General features: G+C 69.7%; 14 protein-coding genes. 6 read left to right on the forward strand and 8 right to left on the reverse strand.

The window, feature by feature from the left end; genetic code table 11:
* Nucleotides 1-1,541: 1,541 nt before the first annotated feature.
* The 5 genes from KBX21_RS22350 to KBX21_RS22370 form a co-directional block, all read right to left on the reverse strand.
* The gene (locus KBX21_RS22350) at nt 1,542-2,339 is read right to left on the reverse strand and encodes a trypsin-like serine protease (protein ID WP_210843504.1); all 798 of its coding nucleotides are present in this window, start codon (nt 2,337-2,339) and stop codon (nt 1,542-1,544) included.
* Between the two features lie 155 nt (nt 2,340-2,494).
* Entirely contained in the window at nt 2,495-3,481 is a 987-nt protein-coding gene (locus KBX21_RS22355) for a M23 family metallopeptidase (protein ID WP_210843506.1), read from the reverse strand.
* A gap of 137 nt (nt 3,482-3,618) precedes the next feature.
* Nucleotides 3,619-4,188 carry a methylated-DNA--[protein]-cysteine S-methyltransferase gene (locus KBX21_RS22360; RefSeq protein ID WP_282104581.1) on the reverse strand — a complete coding sequence of 190 codons (570 nt, stop codon included), beginning with the start codon at nt 4,186-4,188 and terminating at the stop codon, nt 3,619-3,621.
* Nucleotides 4,185-5,624: an AlkA N-terminal domain-containing protein gene (locus KBX21_RS22365; protein ID WP_049575683.1), complete on the reverse strand. Its 1,440-nt coding sequence runs from the start codon at nt 5,622-5,624 to the stop codon at nt 4,185-4,187. Before KBX21_RS22365 ends, KBX21_RS22360 begins: the two co-directional genes overlap by 4 nt.
* Nucleotides 5,625-5,676: 52 nt before the next feature.
* A complete protein-coding gene (locus KBX21_RS22370) occupies nt 5,677-5,946 on the reverse strand; it encodes a hypothetical protein (RefSeq protein ID WP_049575686.1) in 270 nt (89 codons plus the stop codon).
* Nucleotides 5,947-6,080: 134 nt separating this feature from the next.
* Here KBX21_RS22370 and KBX21_RS22375 point away from each other — a divergent pair, with 134 nt between their 5' ends.
* The 3 genes from KBX21_RS22375 (at nt 6,081) to sucD (ending at nt 8,932) form a co-directional block, all read left to right on the forward strand.
* A complete protein-coding gene (locus KBX21_RS22375) occupies nt 6,081-6,491 on the forward strand; it encodes a cobalamin B12-binding domain-containing protein (protein WP_017545893.1) in 411 nt (136 codons plus the stop codon).
* A gap of 368 nt (nt 6,492-6,859) precedes the next feature.
* Nucleotides 6,860-8,041 (forward strand): ADP-forming succinate--CoA ligase subunit beta, encoded by a 1,182-nt coding sequence (sucC, locus tag KBX21_RS22380; RefSeq protein WP_049575688.1) that lies wholly within the window; start codon nt 6,860-6,862, stop codon nt 8,039-8,041.
* A gap of 12 nt (nt 8,042-8,053) precedes the next feature.
* On the forward strand, nt 8,054-8,932 hold the full coding sequence (gene sucD / locus KBX21_RS22385; RefSeq protein WP_017545891.1) for a succinate--CoA ligase subunit alpha: 879 nt from the start codon (nt 8,054-8,056) through the stop codon (nt 8,930-8,932).
* Nucleotides 8,933-9,023: 91 nt separating this feature from the next.
* Here sucD and KBX21_RS22390 read toward each other — a convergent pair whose 3' ends face one another.
* Entirely contained in the window at nt 9,024-9,509 is a 486-nt protein-coding gene (locus KBX21_RS22390; RefSeq protein WP_210843508.1) for a DUF1707 domain-containing protein, read from the reverse strand.
* A 221-nt stretch (nt 9,510-9,730) separates the two neighbouring features.
* Here KBX21_RS22390 and KBX21_RS22395 point away from each other — a divergent pair, with 221 nt between their 5' ends.
* Entirely contained in the window at nt 9,731-11,329 is a 1,599-nt protein-coding gene (locus KBX21_RS22395; RefSeq protein ID WP_210843509.1) for a DUF6350 family protein, read from the forward strand.
* Nucleotides 11,330-11,431: 102 nt separating this feature from the next.
* Here KBX21_RS22395 and mfd read toward each other — a convergent pair whose 3' ends face one another.
* Nucleotides 11,432-15,043: a transcription-repair coupling factor gene (gene mfd / locus KBX21_RS22400; protein ID WP_049575699.1), complete on the reverse strand. Its 3,612-nt coding sequence runs from the start codon at nt 15,041-15,043 to the stop codon at nt 11,432-11,434.
* 406 nt (nt 15,044-15,449) lie between these two features.
* Between mfd and cysC the strand changes: the two genes are divergently transcribed.
* Nucleotides 15,450-17,033, forward strand: coding sequence for an adenylyl-sulfate kinase (cysC, locus tag KBX21_RS22405; RefSeq protein WP_210843511.1), 1,584 nt, complete (start codon nt 15,450-15,452; stop codon nt 17,031-17,033).
* Nucleotides 17,033-17,791, forward strand: coding sequence for a MazG family protein (locus tag KBX21_RS22410; protein WP_210843513.1), 759 nt, complete (start codon nt 17,033-17,035; stop codon nt 17,789-17,791). The genes cysC and KBX21_RS22410 overlap by 1 nt, the downstream gene beginning before the upstream one ends.
* Before the next feature lie 297 nt (nt 17,792-18,088).
* Here the strand turns inward: KBX21_RS22410 and KBX21_RS22415 are convergent, their stop codons facing one another.
* A complete protein-coding gene (locus KBX21_RS22415) occupies nt 18,089-18,619 on the reverse strand; it encodes a hypothetical protein (RefSeq protein WP_210843515.1) in 531 nt (176 codons plus the stop codon).
* Nucleotides 18,620-19,112: the final 493 nt, after the last annotated feature.

Below are 19,112 nucleotides of genomic sequence, written 5' to 3' on the forward strand. Positions count from 1 at the left end.
GCCCTGTTGTGGGGTGGGAGAGTAGGTCGCTGCCACGGTTTTTCTTGATAGGGGAGGGGAAGGGCTTGTCCTTTGGGGCGGGTTCTTTCCCTTCTTTTTTGTTGGGGTTGTTTGTGCGTTTGTGAATTGTGTTGTGGTTGTGGTTGTGGTTTCTGGGTTGGGGGATGGGAGAAGCCCTGGGGGTCGAGGGCCGCTGGGGGTTGTGTGGGTGTTGGTGTGGGTGCGCGGCCTTGAGGGTTGTGGTTGCTGTTCGCTGTGGGTTCTGGGGTTGTGGTGCTGTAGCGGGAGGGTTCTACGGCCAACCCGTTTTTCCCATTAGCTAAAGGCGGTCGGGTGCCGGTTACTGCGTACCCCTTGGGGCTGAACTTTCCAATCAGGGCGGGGTGGGTGGATGGTGCTGTGCCCGCACCGCACTTGGCGGATGAGCGGTTTGGTGACACGTCTGGTAGTTCAGGGCCAAGTACGGCGACGGGCCACCCCCCAGGACTACCGGTGTGTTCCAGAGATGCGTGTCCCCACCTCTGGCGAAAACCCCCGCCGTCTAAGCACCGTTTACCGCTCTACGGCCAACCCGTACACACCCAGGCGGGCACACCACCAACCGTTTCTAGACCCCCAGAGTCTGAGGTGCGTTGCGCCGTGCGGGTTACTACAGCGCGTGATGAGGTTCAAGCAAACCCCTTGGCGCTGGGGGATCTGCGCACCGTGCACGTTCAACCACCCGGGGCGGGGGCGGTAGTAGCCCGTGCGCACCAACCCCCTGCCACCGGGGGTGTGAACGTGCACTTGTGCGCTGCCCCGGCCCGTGCGGGGTTGGAAGCGCAACCGTGCGCTGTAGTGACCCGCGCGGCACCAACCCCCTCAGGCCACAGGGGGTGTGCGCGTGCAGGTGTGCAGCCGCCTCAGCCCCCGAGGGTTTGTTTGAAGCCTCGTCCCCGCTGGTTGAACCCGCACGGCGCAAACCCCCTCAGACACAGCGGGGTACAGAGGTGCAGGTACGCGCTTCGCTCGGTGGTGCGGGTTGGCGGGAGTGCGGTGGTCGGCGCTCAGACGGCGGGGGTTTTCGCCAGTGCTGGGGACACGCATCTCTCGAACACGTCGGTTGTCCTGGGGGGTGGCCCGTCGCCGTACTTGGCCCTGACCTACCAGTCGTGCACCGTTCTGCTCATCCGCCAAGTGCGGTGCGGGCAGAGCACCATGCGCCCACCCCGCCCTGACCAGACTGAATGACCCCAAGGGGTACGCAGTAACCGGCACCCGACCGCCTTTAGCTAATGGGAAAAACGGGTTGGCCGTAGAACCCTCCCGCTACAGCAACCACAACCCCAACCCCAGAACCCTCCCGCTACAGCAACCCCAACCCCAGAACCCACAGCGAACAGCAACCACAGACGGACCCCCAGGTGGCCTGCGCCCCCAGGGGTTTTCACCTGCGGCCCCCGGGGGTTTTCGTCCGCGGTTCCGACCTCCTCGCGGTTCCGACCTCCTCGGGGTTCTGGTGCCGTGCGGGTGACGGGTCGGAACCTGCGGCCCCGCTCTGGCTACTTCCTGATCGTGTCGGTGGCCCAGGCGTTGTGCTTGGCCGTTTCGGTGAAGACCCACGGGCCCACGCAGGCGACGCTCTCGTCGTAGTCGCCGTCGCGGCTGACCAGGCCGACCAGTTCCCAGCCGTCCTCGGTGCCGCGGATCATGGGGCTACCGGAGTCGGTCGAGCAGACCTGAGCCTGTTCAGTGGGGTGTTCGGAGCAGAGGTCCTCGTCGAGCTCCGCGCAGCGGTCGTCGGGCACGATCTCGGTGTCGATCTGCTGGAGGATCTCCGGCTTGGGTACCTGGCCGAGCTCGTCGACCACGCCCCAGCCGAGGGCACGCACCTCGGTGCCCGGGGCCGGCCGGTCCTCGGCGATGCGGATGGGGGTCTGCTCGACCGGGGAGTCCAGCTTGAGGAGTGAGATGTCCTTGCGCACCAGGAGGAACGAGTGGGGGTAGTCGGGGTCGTCGCTGACGTCCTGCGCCTCGTAGTCCGGGTGCTGGACCACGTCGACCACCTCGCGTTCGCTGCCGCCCTCGTCGCGATGGTTGCTGCCCACCCGCACTGAGATCTTCTCCGTGCCGAGCAGGTCGAAGTCGGAGCAGTGGGCGGCGGTGAGCACCCACTGCTCGTCGATCAGCGAACCCCCGCAGTAGTGCAGGCCCTGGTCGTCGAACAGGGCGGTCACGAACGGGTACTCCTCGGTGGCGTCGACCCCGCCGATGATGGCGGAGGCGGGAGGGGCCAGCGCCAACGGGCCCAGCAGCGCCGCGGCTCCGATCGTCCCCAACACTCGGCTGTTCCTGAGCATGTCCGTCCCTTCGGTTGTGGTCTGCACACGAACCTAGGGGGGCCGCCCCCGTCGGGGCATCGGCCGCGAGAGCTAGCCTGCGGCTACGAAAGTCGCGCCCTTGCGGGGTACGAACGGAGGTGAAGCGCCCGGCCGGGCAGCCGGGCGCTTCGACTTCAGAAGCCGTAGTTGTGCATCGAACCGCCCGGGTAGACGGTGCCCACCCCGTCGCGGTAGGCGTAGCCGCCGTAGTTGGCGCCCTCGACGAAGGTCCAGCCGCCCAGGGTGAGGCCGTTCAGCGCCACGTACCAACCTGCGGCGTTCGGGTCCGTGTAGCCGCGCAGGGAGAAGTGGATGTGCGCGCCGGTGGTCGAGCCGCCCGCGCAGAGGCTGTTGCCCTGGGTACCCAGGTAGTGGCCGGTGCCCACGTCGTTACCGGGCAGCCACTGGTAGTCCTCCAGGTGGTAGTAGTCCGTGGAGTATCCGTTGTCGTGGATGACCCGGGTCCAGCCGGAGCAGAGCGAGTAGGCGTAGCCGCCCCGGGCCGCGCGGGCCTGGCCGTTGCCTCCGGCGAAGTCCACGGAGCTGTACGGGGGGCCGCCGCTGAACCCGTGCGGGCCGCCGGTCATGATCATCGAGGTGCCGATGGAGAACGGCAGACCCACCCCGGTGTAGGCCATCGGGGAGAGCTGGTCCGGGTCCGTGGAGGCCGCGACGGTCTCGCGCTGCTCGGTGTCCATCAGGGCCGAGTCGGCGAGGATCTGGGAGAAGTCCTCGGTGCCCTCGAGGCCGATGTCCCAGGTCGCGCCGTCGAGTTCGGCCGCGAACAACCAGGCGTGGGGGTCCTCGCCCTCGATCTCGGGGGCGGTGACGATGGCGACACCGAAGGCGGCCTCGTCGTTGGCCTCACGGATGTCGACCCGCACGTCCCGGTCCTGGGCGGCGAGGGTGGACAGCTCCGTGGAGCGTTCCGCCAGGACGTCCTCGATGACCGAGTCGGCCAGGGAGGACGTGGTGGTGGGGAGGTCTTCGGCCACCTCGGTGAGGATCTCCACGTTGGCGGCGGTGCTCAGGGGTTCGGTCTGTGCCGACGCGGGGGTCATGGAGGTGACGACCAGCGCGACCGAGGCGGTCAGTACCAGGGGGGTGGTGGGTAGTGTCAACGCTTCTCCTGGGGAGTCGAGCGAACGGGGTGTGACACCACAAGCTCGTGGCTACCGCAGAGTAACCAGGCCCCCACAAGCGGACAAGGGGTGTTCCGGAAACTTTCTCCGGCGACACCCCTTGTTTGGTTGGTTCCCTACCGAGTGGTTCTCTCCAGCGCCAGCAGGAACTCCTTGCGCTCCAGGCCCCCGGCGTAGCCGGTCAGCTTCCCGTTGGCACCGATGATCCGGTGGCACGGAACGATGACGCTGATCGGGTTCCGCCCGTTGGCCATGCCCACGGCGCGGGACGCGGTGGGTCGGCCCAGTTCCCGGGCGAGCTGGCCGTAGCTGGAGGTCTCCCCATAGGGGACGGTGGTCAGCGCCCGCCACACCCGGAGCTGCCAGGGCGTCCCGGAGGGAGCGAGTGGCAGGTCGAAGTGCTGGAGCTCCCCGGCGAAGTAGGCGGCCAGCTGCTTCCTCACCTCGGTGAAGGAGCCCTCGTCGGCCACCCAGTCGGACGGGATGGCACGCGTTCCCTGTTGGGGCGGCGTCAGGAGGCCGCCCAGGGCCTCGCCGTCACCGAAGAGCGTCAGCTCGCCCAGGGGTGAGTCCATCGTGCCGTGGCGGGTCGGGCCGGGCAGCGGCGAACGGAACGTCACCGCGGCCTCGCGGGACGGAGCGGGCTGCTCCAGGTCCATGGGAAGTGTGTCCTGTTCGGTGATCATGCTGACTCCTTCAGGCTGAGTGACGCCCACAGGAGGTGGGTCGCGTAGGAACGCCACGGGCTCCAGGCCTCGGGCTCGGCCTCCTGCTTCAGGGCCTGGCGGACGCCGAGATCCGTGGACAGGAAGACGTCCGGGTCGCCCAGGCCGCGCATCCGGACGTATCCGGCGGTCCACGGGCCGATCCCGGGCAGTTCCATCAGTTGTCGCTGCGCCTCGTCCCGGTCGCAGCCCGGACCCAGGTCCACACGGCCGGAGGCGATCGCCCCGGCCATCGTGGTCAGAGCCCTGCCCCGTGAGACGGGGATGGACATCCCGGTGGGATCGGCACCGGCCAGGGAGTCCGGGGAGGCGAACGTGTGCGTGAGTTCGGGAAACAGGTCGCCGAGCCCCGAGGGCAGCGGTTCCCCGTAGCGGGACACCAGCCGTCCTGCCAGGGTACGCGCGGCCTTGACCGACACCTGCTGGCCGAGGACCGCGCGGACCGCGAGTTCGGCGGGGTCCACGTGGCCCGGAGCGCGGGTTCCGGGACGCTGACGCAGCACGGGGCCGAGTACCGGGTCGGGCCCCAGGACCTCGGCGACCGCGTCAGGGTCGGCGTCCAGGTCCAGGAGGCTCCGGCAGCGGCGTACGGCGCTCGTCAGATCGCTGGGGTCGGTGAGCCACAGTCGGCACAGGACGTGGTCGGAGCCGGCGGAGAGTTCGACGACGCCGGGTCCGTGGGGCAGGCGCAGGGTCCGACGGTAGGAGCCGTCGAACCCCTCCACGCCCGGAACCGCACGGGCGCCGAGGAAGGAGAGCATCCCCTCCAGATCGATCGGTCCCCGGTAGGGGAGCCGCAGCACGATCCCGCCCGGGGTCGGCGCCGCCCTGCGGGTGGTCGCGCGCATCTGGGAAGGGGAACGGTCGAAGACCGCCCGCATCGTCTCGTTGAACTGGCGCACGCTGCTGAACCCGGAGGCGAACGCGACGTCCGCCATGGGCATGTCGGTGGTCTCCACGAGGACGCGGGCGGTGTGTGTGCGCTCGGCCCGCGCCAGGGCCAGGGGCCCCGCGCCGACCTCGGCCGTGAGCAGCCGGTTCAGCTGGCGTTCGCTGTAGCCGACGTTCTCCGCGAGGGCGCCCACACCGCCGCGGTCCACGGCGCCGTCGTGGATCAGCCGGATCGCCCGGCCCACGACGTCGGCCCGCACGTTCCACTCGGGGGAGCCGGGAACCGTGTCCGGCCGACACCGTTTGCAGGCGCGGAACCCCGACTCCTGCGCGGCGGCCGCGGTGCGGTAGAACCGGACGTTCTCCCGGCGCGGGGTCACCGCCGGGCAGCTCGGGCGGCAGTAGATGCCGGTGGTGCGCACGGCGGTGTAGAAGACCCCGTCGAAACGGGAGTCCCTGCTCCGTACCGCTCTGTAGCGCTGCTCGTCGTCCATCACAACCACCATGTTCGTCGACTCCGACGAGGCGTGCTGGCGGTTTTCGGACACGTAGGTCGGGTCAGTCCTCGCTGGTGAGGTAGTCGATGTAGACCGGGCGCAGCGCCTCGTGGACCTTGGGGTCGTGCTCCGCCGAGAACGCCTCGTAGAGGAGCCCGGTGGCCTGGGCGACGCTGGCCTCACTGGCCTCGGGGTTGCCCGCGGCGGCCTCGGCGGCGGGGATCAGGCGCAGCAGCCGCCAGAGGAAGCCCACGTCCCAGCGCCTGCGCGCCAGGTCCAGGGCGCGTTCCCGCAGGTCCTCGGTACTGGTCTGTTCGAATCCGTCATCCATCCTCGGACGATACCCGCCCCCGTGCCCCGCACCCGCGAGTGACCTGGGTTACTCTTCACACGAGTCGATCATCTCCCCCCGCGGGGAGGGCCCTCACAAGGGGCGCCCGAGGGGAACGTAGTGAGGGGTACGCCATGGCCGAGGCCGCCGCGCGCGTCGTCGTCGCGAAGCCGGGACTGGACGGGCACGACCGGGGGGTCAAGATCGTCGCCCGGGTCCTGCGTGACGCCGGGGTGGAGGTCATCTACACCGGTCTGCGTCAGACCCCGGAGATGATCGTCGCCGCCGCGCTCCAGGAGGACGCCGACGCCATCGGCCTGTCGGTGCTCTCGGGCGCCCACATGACGATGTTCGGTCGGGTCATGGAGCTGCTCCGGGAGAACGACGCCACCGACATCAGGGTCTTCGGAGGGGGCATCATCCCCGACTCCGACATCGCGGAGCTGGAGGCGATGGGGGTCGCCCGGATCTTCACACCCGGGGCGCCGACCGCCGAGATCGCGGAGTGGGTGCGCGAGAACATCCGGCCCGCGCACGCCGCCTGAGGGGTTCGTGACCTTCGTCGCAGTTCGTCAGGGGGCCGATCCAGGGCGAATCGACCCCGAACCGGTGTTATCAGCGGTGTCTCTCGTCACATATCTTCCCAAGCCGGAGGGGCCGCAACGCCGCATGAGCGGCATTTGTGCGCAAGACCATGGGGTGAACGCGACCCTGGTGTCCGGCGGCCAGACGACGGGCGACTAAGCTTTGCGCATGTCGCGGGTGGCAACGCCGCGGCGATCTCGATCTCTGTAGGCGGCTCACCCCCAACGGGGCTCTGCGTCGTGGCGTGACACCCCTTTCAGTGCGTCACGCCGATCGACACGCCACCCCGGTACACACTTGAGCCAGCGAGTTACAAGGACGGACCCTCGTGGACCTGTTCGAATACCAGGCGAAGCAACTCTTCGCAGAGTACGGGGTTCCCGTACCCCAGGGGAAGGTGGCGAGCACGGTCGCTGAGGCGCGTGCCATCGCCGATGAGTTCGCCGCCGCGGGCAAGCCCCGCGTCGTCGTGAAGGCCCAGGTCAAGACCGGTGGTCGCGGTAAGGCCGGCGGCGTCAAGGTGGCCGAGGGCCCCGAGGACGCCGAGGCCAAGGCCGGGCAGATCCTTGGCATGGACATCAAGGGCCACACGGTCCACCGTGTCCTCGTCGAGGAGGCGAGTGACATCGCCGAGGAGTACTACTTCTCCTTCCTGCTCGACCGCGCCAACCGCAACTTCCTCTCCATCTGCTCCAAAGAGGGCGGCATGGAGATCGAGGAGGTCGCCGAGACCAACCCCGACGCCGTCGCCAAGATCTCGATCGACGCCCTGAAGGGCGCCCCGGCCGACGTCGCCGCGGAGATCGTCAAGGCGGGCAACCTGCCCGAGGCCGCCGCCGCGGGTGCCACGGAGATCGTCTCCAAGCTGTGGGACGCCTTCGTGGGCAAGGACGCCACCCTCGTGGAGGTGAACCCGCTCATCCTGACCAAGGACGGCCGGGTCGTCGCCCTCGACGGCAAGGTGACCCTGGACGAGAACGCCGAGTTCCGCCAGGACCTCGAGAGCCTGACCTTCGCCGAGGAGGGTGACCCGCTCGAGGTCGCCGCCAAGGCCAAGGGCCTCAACTACGTCAAGCTCGAAGGCGAGGTCGGCATCATCGGTAACGGTGCCGGTCTGGTCATGTCGACCCTGGACGTGGTCGCCTACGCCGGTGAGGACCACGGTGGCGTCAAGCCCGCCAACTTCCTCGACATCGGTGGCGGCGCCTCCGCCGAGGTGATGGCGAACGGCCTGGAGATCATCCTGGGCGACCCGGACGTCAAGAGCGTCTTCGTCAACGTCTTCGGTGGCATCACCGCCTGCGACGCGGTCGCCAACGGCATCGTGCAGGCTCTGGAGCTCCTGGAGCAGCGCGGCGACGACGTCAGCAAGCCGCTGGTCGTGCGCCTGGACGGCAACAACGCCGAACTGGGCCGCCAGATCCTCGACGAGCGCGCCCACCCGGCCGTTCGTCGGGTCGACACGATGGACGGCGCCGCCGCTCAGGCCGCCGAGCTCGCGGCGAAGTAGGGACAACACACCATGGCTATCTTCCTCAACAAGGACAGCAAGGTGCTCGTCCAGGGCATGACCGGCTCTGAGGGCACCAAGCACACCCGCCGTATGCTCGCGTCCGGCACCAACATCGTTGGTGGCGTGAACCCGCGCAAGGCCGGGCAGAGCGTCGACTTCGACGGCACCGAGGTGCCCGTCTTCGGCTCCGTCGCCGATGGCATGGCCGCCACCGGCGCCGACGTCACCGTGATCTTCGTTCCGCCGAAGTTCTCCAAGGACGCCGTCGTCGAGGCGATCGACGCCGAGATCGGTCTGGCCGTCGTGATCACCGAGGGCATCCCGGTCCACGACACCGCCGCCTTCTGGGCCTACGCCGGTTCCAAGGGCAACAAGACCCGCATCGTCGGCCCGAACTGCCCCGGTCTCATCACCCCGGGCCAGTCCAACGCCGGCATCATCCCGGCCGACATCGCCAAGCCGGGTCGCATCGGCCTGGTCTCGAAGTCGGGCACGCTCACCTACCAGATGATGTACGAGCTGCGCGACATCGGCTTCTCGTCCGCCGTCGGCATCGGTGGCGACCCGATCATCGGCACCACGCACATCGACGCCCTGGCGGCCTTCGAGGCCGACCCGGACACCGACGTGATCGTGATGATCGGTGAGATCGGTGGCGACGCCGAGGAGCGCGCGGCCGACTTCATCAAGGCCAACGTGACCAAGCCGGTCGTCGGCTACGTCGCTGGCTTCACCGCCCCGGAGGGCAAGACCATGGGCCACGCCGGCGCCATCGTCTCGGGCTCCTCCGGTACGGCCGCCGCCAAGAAGGAGGCCCTCGAGGCCGTTGGCGTCAAGGTCGGCAAGACCCCGAGCGAGACCGCTCAGCTGGTGCGCGACCTCTTCTAGGGGACGTGCCCCGCAGGGCGCTCGTTCAGCACGGCTCCGCCCCGCCGCCGGTGATCCGGTCGGTGGGGCGGAGCCGTTTCGTGTGCGGGGTTCAGTCGCCGAGCTGGTCGCGCCGTCGGCGTTGGGAGATGAGCTGCCCGACGAGGGGGCCGACGACCATGAGGCAGAAGAACCCGAGGAAGACCGTGATGCCGTAGACGTTGCCGCTGACGAACGAGGGCGTGCCCCACACGAGCAGGAGGAAGCCGCCCCAGCCGAGGAGTCCGCCGATGTTCACGCCCCGGTCCTTCTCGGTGACCTCGGACCCGTCCTCGTCGGGGACGGCGGGGGAGGTCTCGGAGGACGGGTGGGCCGGTTCGGGTTCGGCGACCGAGCTGGGGGCGAGTCTGCGAGGCAGGTCGTCGAAGAGCGGGACGAGGTCGGCGTTGTTCACCGCCCTGAGGGCGACGTCCGAGCGGTACTCGTGCTCCTCGGTGTCGAGCCGTCCCTCCTCGAACGCCACGCGCAGTTTCCCGAGAGCCTCGTCGCGTTCGGTGTCGGACAGCCGGTAGCTGCGGTCGGGTTCGAGTTCTGCCATGTGGCGTCCTTGGTGCGGGGGGAGCGGGGTCTCATCTTACGACGTATCGCGTTTGTGGGGCGTTCCGTCGTGGTGACGCGCACACGACACGCGTGGCCCGGATACCACGGAGCATTCCGGTCCCTGGCAGCATAAGTCGGGTGAGTACGCCAGGATCTCCCCCCGACCGAGGCCGACAGTCGAAGCGGTCCACGAGCACCAGCGACGGGGCCTCCGGGAGTGTGCCCGACTCACCGCCGGAGGCGGCGGGCCGACCGATCTACTCCACGGGCGGGGTGGCCGCGGCTTCGGCTGCGGGCATCGGCCTGGCGGTGATCGTCACGCTCACCATGGCCGGATGGGTGGCGGCGCCCCACGACACCTTCGGCGAGGACATCGCGGACCTGCTGCGCGGTGCCGTGCTGGCCTGGCTGGTCGGCCACCACGTGTCCTTCTCCATCGCGGAGGGACAGATCAGCCTGCTGCCGATGGGTCTGGTCCTGCTGCCGGGGATGCTGCTGTACCGGTTCGGTCGATGGTTGGCGGGCTGCTGCGTGATCGAGCGGCTGCGGCACGTGCACCGGGCGGCGCTGGCCATCGCCGGTCCCTACGCGGCGATCGCGGGCACGCTCGCGCTCCTGGCCCGCACGGACGAGGCCGTGCCCAGCATGCCGCGCGCCCTCCTCATGGGGTTCGTGATCGCATTCATCGCGGGCGGACTGGGGGTGCTGCGCCAGCTCATGCGGGACAAGGGAGTGGCCGCACGCGACCTTCTCGACCTCATGCCCGCGCGGACGAGGTCGCTGCTGGTGGGCATGCTCGCGTCCACGGGAACCCTGCTGGTCGGGGGGCTGGTGCTGTTCCTGGTGGCGCTGGGGATGAACCTGCCGGAGGCAGTCGAGATCACGCGATCCCTGGGCCCGGGGGTGGTCGGCGGTTCGCTCCTGCTGATCGTGCAGTTGGCGTACCTGCCCAACGCGGTGGTGTTCGCGGTCTGTTACGCGCTCGGCCCCGGGTTCGCGATGGGTGCGTCCACGGTGGTCGCGCCGACGGAGGTTTCGGTGGGCGCCGTTCCGGCGCTGCCGATGCTCGCGGCGCTGCCCTCCAACGGCGCCGCCCCGGTGCTGTCCCTGGGCGCGCTGGCGGTGCCGTTCGTGGCGGGAGCGATCGGCGGCGTGCTGACCCAGCGCAGCGCGCCCGACGTGGTCAGCGAGGCGGCGCCCCTGTGGGGGTTCGTGTGCGGTGTGACGACGGGCCTGTTGTTCGCGGCCCTGGCCGGGGTGGCGGGCGGTTCGTTGGGGGCGCAGCGGCTCAGCGACATGGGCCCCTCGGCCTGGCAGGTGGGAGTGGTGGCCGCCCTCGAGGTCGGGGTGGCGGCGGCGGTGGCGGCCTGGATCGCCAACTGGTGGTACACGCGCAAGCAGTCCCGTGAGGTGGCCGCGGAGCGGGAGGAGGCCGCGGACGAGCCGACCCCCGAACCCGCCGTGCCCGTGGTGGAGTTGCCCGAGGACGTCCCGGTCGGCAAGGGGCTGGCCACCGTCACGGCGCTGCGCCCCCGCGAGGCGGAGCGCGAGGAGAAGGTGGTGGAGGAGGCGCCGGAGCCGACCATCGCCGAACGCCGGGCGGTGCTGCGCCGTGTGCGGCAGGCCCGTAGGCGCGACCGCGTGGTGGAGCGGCAGGCGCGCAGGGAGGCCCGCCGGGAGCTGCGGGGGCAGCGCCGCGCGGACCGGCGCGCCGAGGGCGGCTGGTGGCGTCGCGGCCGCGCGGACGAGGAGTCGGAGGAACAGATGTACGGCATCACCTACGAGGCCGTTCCCGAAGACGCGGACCGGCGCGACTGAGGCGGGAAGCCCGGGGAGGAGACCGCTCCCGAACCCGGAGACGACGCAGGGCACGGCCACCGGCCGTGCCCTCCGCCGCCTCTCGGGCCGTCTCTCGGGCCGTCAGTCGCCCTTGGGGGCGACCCGGCGCTTGTCGGGCTCGAAGATGGAGTTCACGAGGTCGGAGCACCACTTGAGGAGTTCGAGGTCGCGCAGCGGCTTGCCGCCCAACCCGCCCGCCTTGGGGACCGGTACCAGGAGGGTCTTCGCGGACTCCTTCTGGATGGACCTCGGGTACATCCGCCGCAGCCTCAGTTCCTGCGACTCGCGCAGCTCCACCGGGGAGAACCGGATCTGGTTGCCCTGCATGACCACGTCGGCCAGCCCCGCGGACTTGGCCAGCACCCGGAACCGGGCCACCGCCATGAGGTTGTCCACCTGCTGCGGCGGTGTGCCGAAGCGGTCGGTGAGCTCCTCGTAGGCGGCGAGGATGTCCTGCTCGCTGGTGACGCTGGCGATCCGCTTGTACGACTGCAGACGCAGGCGCTCGCCCGGGACGTAGTCGTGCGGGATGTGCGCGTTGATCGGCAGCTCCACCTTGGTCTCGACCTCGGCCACCGCCTCCGGGTCGCCCTTGAGCTCGGCCACGGCCTCACCGACCATGCGCACGTACAGGTCGAAGCCCACGCCCGCGATGGTCCCGGACTGCTCCGCGCCCAGGATGTTGCCCGCGCCGCGGATCTCCAGGTCCTTCATGGCCACGTACATGCCCGCACCGGTCTCGGTGTGCTGGGCGACGGTGGCGAGCCGTTCGTAGGCGGTCTCGGTGAGCGGGCGCTCCGGCGGGTACAGGAAGTACGCGTAGGCGCGCTCACGGCCACGGCCCACACGGCCGCGCAGCTGGTGCAGCTGGGACAGCCCGTAGGTGTCGGCCCGGTCGATGATGAGCGTGTTGGCGTTGGGCACGTCCAGGCCGGACTCGACGATGGTCGTGGAGACCAGCACGTCGAAGTTCTTCTCCCAGAAGTCGACCATGACCTTCTCGAGCTGCTGCTCGTTCATCTGGCCGTGCGCGTAGGCCACCCGGGCCTCGGGGACCAGGCGCTTGATGGAGGCGGCCACCTTGTCGATGGACGCCACCCGGTTGTGCACGAAGAACACCTGTCCCTCACGCATCAGCTCGCGCCGGATCGCCGCGGTGATCTGTTTGTCCTCGTAGGGACCCACGAAGGTGAGCACCGGGTGGCGCTCCTCGGGCGGGGTGAGGATCGTGGTCATCTCGCGGATGCCCGTCAGGCCCATCTCCAGGGTGCGCGGGATGGGCGTGGCCGACATCGCCAGTACGTCGACCTGGGTGCGCAGCCGCTTCAGGGCCTCCTTGTGCTCCACTCCGAAGCGCTGTTCCTCGTCGATGATGACCAGGCCCAGGTCCTTGAAGCGGGTCTCCTGCGACAGGAGCCGGTGCGTGCCGATCACCACGTCCACCTCGCCGGAGCGCAGGCCCTCGCGGGTCAGCTCGACCTCGCCGTCGGTCTGGAACCGCGACATCGGCTTGACCTTGACGGGGAAGGACGCGTAGCGCTCGGTGAACGTGGACAGGTGCTGCTGGACCAGCAGGGTGGTGGGCACCAGCAGCGCCACCTGCTTGCCGTCCTGCACCGCCTTGAACGCGGCGCGCACCGCCACCTCGGTCTTGCCGTAACCCACGTCGCCGCAGATCAGCCGGTCCATCGGGACCGACTTCGACATGTCCTTCTTGACCTCGTCGATGGCGGCCAGCTGGTCGGGCGTCTCCACGTAGGGGAAGGCGTCCTCCAGCTCGTTCTGCCACGGGGTGTCAGGTCCGAACGCGTGCCCGGGGGAGGCCTGTCGCGCCGAGTACAGGCGGATGAGGTCCCCGGCGATCTCGCGGACCACCTTGCGGGCCCGGCTCTTGGCCTTGCTCCACTCGGCGCCGCCCATCTTGGACAGCGTCGGCGCCTCGCCGCCCACGTACCGGGTGACCTCGCCGAGCTGTTCGGTGGGCACGAACAGGCGGTCGCCTGGCTGGCCGCGCTTGGAGGGCGCGTACTCGATGAGCAGGTACTCGCGGGTGGCGCCCTGGATCTGGCGGCTGACCATCTCCAGGTAGCGGCCAACGCCGTGCTGTTCGTGCACGACGTAGTCGCCGGGCTTGAGCTGGAGGGGGTCGACCGTGCCCTTGCGGCGGCTGGGCATGCGGCGCATGTCGCGGGTGGAGGACTTCTGCCCCACGAGGTCGGTCTCGGTGAGGACCACCGTGTGCACCGACCGCAGCAGGAAGCCGTGGTCGACCAGGCCGGTGGTGACGGTGGCGATCGCCTCCTTGGGCGGCTCGGCCAGGTCGGCGGCGAGCGTGGCGCCCAGCCCCGCGTCCCTGAGCATGGCCACCAGGCGCTCGGCCGGGCCGTGCCCCTGGGTGACCAGCACGACGCTCCAGTTGTCGTGCAGCCAGCTCTTGACGTCGGCCAGGGCGCGCTCGGTGTCGCCGCGGTAGGAGTCGGCGGGCACCGCGCCCACCACGACCGCGTCGTCCTCCTCGCTCGGGTCCTGCCCGGTGCCCTCACCGGCGCTGAAGGGGGTCAGACCCCACCAGGGCAGGCCCAGCCCGGTCGCGACCGAGCGCAGATCGGAGATGGCCATGTAGGCGGACTCGCCGAGGTCGATGGGGGCCTCACCGCCGGAGGCGGCGTTGATCCAGGAGGCGTCCAGGAACTCGGCGCTGGTGGCCTCCAGCTCCACGGCGCGGGTGCGGATGCGCTCGGGGTCGCAGCCCAGCACCATGGCGTTCTTCGGCAGGTACTCCAGGAAGGGTTCCATGCGTTCGGCGAGCACCGGGGCGAAGGCCTCCATGCCCTCGACCGAGACGCCGTCGGCGATCTTGTTGAGCACCTCGGCCAGCGAGGGGTGTTCGGCGGCCAGGGCGCGGGCGCGCTCGCGCACGGTGTCGGTGAGCAGCAGCTCACGGCAGGGCGGGGCGAACAGGCCGGAGGCGGCGCGGGAGTCGGCGGCCTCGCCGGTCTCGCCGGGGGTGATGGAGCGCTGGTCGGCCACCTGGAAGTAACGGATGTCCTCGACGGTGTCGCCCCAGAACTCCAACCGGAGCGGGTGCTCCTCGGTGGGCGGGAAGACGTCCAGGATGCCGCCGCGCACGGCCATGTCGCCGCGCTTCTCCACCAGGTCCACGCGGGCGTAGCCGGTGTTGGTCAGGGAGCTGACCACGTCCTCAAGAGAGGCCTCGTCACCGGGCCGGATACGGACGGGTTCGAGGTCGCCGAGCCCTGCGACCAGCGGCTGGAGGACGCTGCGGACCGGGGCCACCACCACGCGCAGCGGCGTGGTGAGCGGGTCCGAGGGGTCCGGGTGCGCCAGACGGCGCAGCACCGCGAGGCGCTGGCCCACGGTGTCCGAGCGCGGGGAGAGCCTTTCGTGCGGGAGCGTCTCCCAGGCGGGGAAGAGCGCGACCGAGTCCGCGGGCAGCAGCGAGCCGAGCGCGTCGGTGAGGTCGGCGGCCTCCCGCTCGGTGGCGGTGACGGCGAGCACCGGCCGGTTCGCGCCCACGGGGGAGTCAGCGGCCAGCGCCCCCACCATGAAGGGGCGCAGTGCCGCCGGGGCGACGAGGTCGAGGTGGGGATCGCGGCCGCTCCGGGCGGTCTCGATCGCACTGTGCAGTGCCGGGTCCTTGGAGACGTCGGCGAGAAGTCCAATGAGGCTCATAGCACCAAAAACTGGAAGTGGTCCGGTTCAGGAGTCGGGTCCTGCCCTGACGCCGACACCCGCGTGCGGCGGGCACGGTTACCGCCGTCCCTCGAGGCGAGTGGGGACGGGTCCGTACGTGAACGGTGACGGTTGTGGGCGGCCGATGGGCGTGACCACCCGGCTTCTCTCAGCTTATCCAGTACCACCGTCACACGCGGGCCGGTCGCGGGGGCGGCGTTCGGGTCCCGCCGCGTCCGCGCCCCACCCCCGCACTCGGGGAACCGGAAGGGTCACTTCCTACCGAACCCATCCTGAACTGGTGATATTCCGCAGCGACGGCCTCGACGCCGGGGTGTGGGGACCGGCGGGCATACGCTGGACGCTCGTGGAGGGTCCCGCAGGACGGACAGAGAAGAGGATGTGCGTGGTGAGTGCCCACAGAGACGGGAGCGGGCCGGGCGGGGGCGCGGGCCGATCGAGTGCCCCGGCCTTCGCCCCAGGTCCGGACGGCCTCGCCCACTTGGAACTCATCCTCAGCGGCGCCTACCCGCTGGCCGGGTTCATGACCCGCGAACAGGCGGAGTCGGTGGCGCTCCGGGGACGCCTGCCCGACGGCCGCCCCTGGCCGGTTCCGGTCACCCTGGAGGTGCCGGAGGAACTGGCGGGACAGGAGCGGCTCACGCTCACGGACCTGGAGGGTGCCCCGCTGGCCGAACTCGTGGTGAGCGAGCGCTGGGAGTCGCCCGGTGAGGCCGGAGTCCACCACCTGGCCGGAGACGTCACCCTGCTGCGGCCGCCCACCTACGGGGTCCTGCGGGAGCTGCGGTCCACCCCCGCCGAGGTCCGCGCCCAGCGCGGGCTGGAGCCCACCCCGGACCGGCCCCTGCTCGCCGTGGTCACCGACCGGCCGCTGCACCACCGCGCCCTGCACCAGATCCGCGCCGAGGCCGAGGCGCTCGGGCGCGCCGAGGTCCTCGTCATCGTCGACACCGGGCTGCACGACGAGGGGCTGGCCGCGACCGTGCTGGCGGCCGAGCCGCTGCTGCCGCCCCGGACGTCGTTCGCCGTGGTCACCCTGCCCCGGTCCGGAGCACGCTCCACGAGCACGCTCGGCGGGGCGTGGACCGAACGCGACGCCGCGCTGGCCGGGCACGTCGCCGCCGCCTACGGCGCCACCCACCTGTTGGTCGAGGCGGGCGGTAGCCCGCCCGAGACCGAGCGGGTCATGGCGCTGCGGCCGCCGCTGACCGTCCTGGACCCCGAGCCGTGGCGGTACGACGCGAACGAGGCGCTGTGGAAGCCCCTCACCCATGTCGACCCGCGCACGGTCCTCGCTGAGCTGACCGACGACGAGGTCGCGGGGGAACTCGCGCACGGCCGCGAACTCCCCTCCTGGTTCACCCCCGCACGGGTGGGCGCCGAACTCGCGCGGCTGCGCCCCGCCCGTACCCGTCGCGGCCTCACCCTGCTCTTCACGGGCCTGTCCGGTTCGGGCAAGTCCACCATCGCCCGCGGGGTGTGCGACGGCGTCCGACGATCGGGCCGCACGGTGAGCCTGCTCGACGGCGACGTGGTGCGGCGCGTGCTCTCCAAGGGGCTCACCTTCTCCCGGCAGGACCGCGAACTCAACATCCGGCGCATCGGCTACGTCGCCGCCGAGATCACCCGCCACGGCGGGGTGGCGGTGTGCGCGCCGATCGCGCCGTACGCGGCCGGGCGGGCCGAGGTCCGTGCCATGGTGGAGGAGTTCGGGGACTTCTTCCTGGTGCACGTGGCCACGCCCCTGGAGGAGTGCGAGGCCCGCGACCGCAAGGGCCTGTACGCCCAGGCGCGGGCGGGGCGGATCCCCGAGTTCACCGGGGTCTCCGACCCCTACGAGGAGCCCACCGACGCCGACCTGGTCGTCGACACCGTGGGCGCGGACCCCGCCGAGTCCGTGGCCCTGGTGCTGGACGCCCTGCGCGAGGGCGGTTGGCTCCCCTCCGACCAGCACGTGAGCGAGGAATGATGACGAGCGACGCCCCGACCCCATCGGTGCCCGGGCACCGGATGCTCCGCCTGGTCGAGGTGATGGAGACGCTGCGCCGGGAGTGCCCGTGGGACAGCACGCAGACCCACGAGTCCCTGGCGAAGTTCCTCATCCAGGAGTCCTACGAGACCCTGGAGACCATCGAGGACGGTGACTACCCGCAGCTGCGCGAGGAGCTCGGTGACGTGCTTCTCCAGGTGGTCTTCCACTCCGCGATCGGCGCCGAGCGCCCCGAGGGCGACCCGGCCCGGTTCACCGTGGACGACGTCGCCGACGCGATCATCGACAAGATGACCCGCCGCCACCCTCATGTGTTCGGGGGCCAGGACGTGTCCGGCACCGACGAGGTGTGGTCGAACTGGGAGGCCATCAAGGCCGCCGAGCGCGCCGAGAAGGCAAAGGCCAATGGCGGAACGGGTGAGACCTCGGTCCTGGACGGGGTGCCCTTCGCCCAGCCCGCCGTGCTGCTGGCGTACGAACTCCAGAAGCGGGCCGTGCGCAACGGCTTCCCCGCCGACCTCGTGGGCGACGACGGCTCCGAGGGCGGGGAGCTGTTCGCGGCGGTGGCCGCCGAGCGCGACCAGGGTCGTGACGCCGAGACCGACCTGCGTTTGGCGGCCCGCCGCTTCGACACCCGCGTGCGCGCCGCCGAGGAGGCCGCTCGCGCCGAGGGGCACGAGCCCCGCGAGCTCACCGACGAACAGTGGCGCGCCTACTGGTCGAAGACGGGCGAGTAGACGGAAGGCGAAGACGGCCCCGTCCGGTCGGTGATCCCGACACACAGGAATGGTTGGAGAGTGCGCGCGGCGCAAACCTGGGGGTTGTCCCCGGGTCCTGAATCCAGGTTGGTTCGTTCAGGGGATCGGGCTTCACAAGGCCATGGAAACCAAGCCACCCGGCAGCAAGCACATGCACCCCCGTGCTCTCATCGGTCAGTCGGCCGCGGTCCTCCACCACCAGTGACCCGGCGGACATGAAGGGGAACTGCGGCAGGGGTGGCCTGCGCGTGAGGCAGCCTTTCGCGCAGCTCCGCTCTACACTCCATCCCAGCGATCGTATTCGAGGCGTGAGTTTCGCTCAGCCTCGCTCATGTCCTGTTGCCGTGGCGCGCGCCACCACCAGTGACTCTCTGGAACCCAGTTTGGAATCTCATCTTCCCGGACGGGCGGGGCCTCGTCGGAGACCTCTCTGAGGGACTGATCAATGTCGGCGATCTCGCCGCGGAATCCCTCGTGGACGACCGTGCTTCCAGCCTGACTCCATGCTGCGAACTCGTCGTCGAAAACCTGTAGAACAGAACGCATCAGACAGGCTTGTGCGTATCCATTAAGTCTTCCAAGATCCGCGTAGTCAGAGCAATCCCCCAAGTAGCGATAGAGGCCCGTGAAGTTTGATTCGCTGGAGATGAGTCGAGTGAATCGGGTTCGAAATTCGTCGACGTCACCAGTGGGAACTTTGGAAGATCGCAAGTGGAGTGACAGGGGAACCACGAGGCTGAGAGCTGTCCTTGCTCTGGTGTTCGCCTCCGCATCTTGGCTTTCGAGGCTCTCAATGATCGCGTTCATGTAGTCTCGAGGATGATTGAAGTCTGACATCATTTCCACCGTCCTCGCGCCTTCACATCTTGCCAAAAGTCGGGACTGGAGCACGTCCATCGAGGGTGGTCGGGAGTTGGGCTTTGACTGATCCGACCCCTCCCTCATTGTTGATCATCAGGTTTCCGCCCCTGTCTGTGAACCGCTCAAATGCTATCCTTCGAGATCCGTCGTCAGATATCACTGGCTCGCTCGAGATGCGACCCTCGCGTATGGTCAGCTCCAGGCTTCCGTCATTCATGGAGTTATCGTCGCGGTCAGAGTTGCCAGTGCCGAGTCGGAGTTCTTCTCGGATTGGTTCTGGATGGTGTTCTTGTTGTCCTGGAGGTCCGCACCACGGTCGCCTCTGGTGTTGTCGGAGATCTCGTTGCCTGAGCGGTTGCCGGTCTCAGGGCGTCGATGTCGGTCGCGTTGGTCCGGACCTGTTCGGTCTGGAGATCATGACGGGCCTGCCCGACGCCTG

Source organism: Nocardiopsis sp. B62 (assembly GCF_018070675.1).
In the GTDB taxonomy this organism is placed as follows: Bacteria; Actinomycetota; Actinomycetes; order Streptosporangiales; family Streptosporangiaceae; genus Nocardiopsis; species Nocardiopsis prasina.

Excerpts from the sequence above, each read along its gene's own strand:
- KBX21_RS22375 (WP_017545893.1), top strand. The coding sequence starts at position 6,081 with ATGGCCGAGGCCGCCGCGCGCGTCGTCGTCGCGAAGCCGGGACTGGAC.
- KBX21_RS22410 (WP_210843513.1), top strand. The coding sequence starts at position 17,033 with ATGACGAGCGACGCCCCGACCCCATCGGTGCCCGGGCACCGGATGCTC.
- KBX21_RS22360 (WP_282104581.1), bottom strand. The coding sequence starts at position 4,188 with ATGATCACCGAACAGGACACACTTCCCATGGACCTGGAGCAGCCCGCT.
- mfd (WP_049575699.1), bottom strand. The coding sequence starts at position 15,043 with ATGAGCCTCATTGGACTTCTCGCCGACGTCTCCAAGGACCCGGCACTG.
- KBX21_RS22350 (WP_210843504.1), bottom strand. The coding sequence starts at position 2,339 with ATGCTCAGGAACAGCCGAGTGTTGGGGACGATCGGAGCCGCGGCGCTG.
- KBX21_RS22390 (WP_210843508.1), bottom strand. The coding sequence starts at position 9,509 with ATGGCAGAACTCGAACCCGACCGCAGCTACCGGCTGTCCGACACCGAA.
- sucD (WP_017545891.1), top strand. The coding sequence starts at position 8,054 with ATGGCTATCTTCCTCAACAAGGACAGCAAGGTGCTCGTCCAGGGCATG.
- KBX21_RS22415 (WP_210843515.1), bottom strand. The coding sequence starts at position 18,619 with ATGAACGCGATCATTGAGAGCCTCGAAAGCCAAGATGCGGAGGCGAAC.
- KBX21_RS22365 (WP_049575683.1), bottom strand. The coding sequence starts at position 5,624 with ATGGTGGTTGTGATGGACGACGAGCAGCGCTACAGAGCGGTACGGAGC.
- KBX21_RS22370 (WP_049575686.1), bottom strand. The coding sequence starts at position 5,946 with ATGGATGACGGATTCGAACAGACCAGTACCGAGGACCTGCGGGAACGC.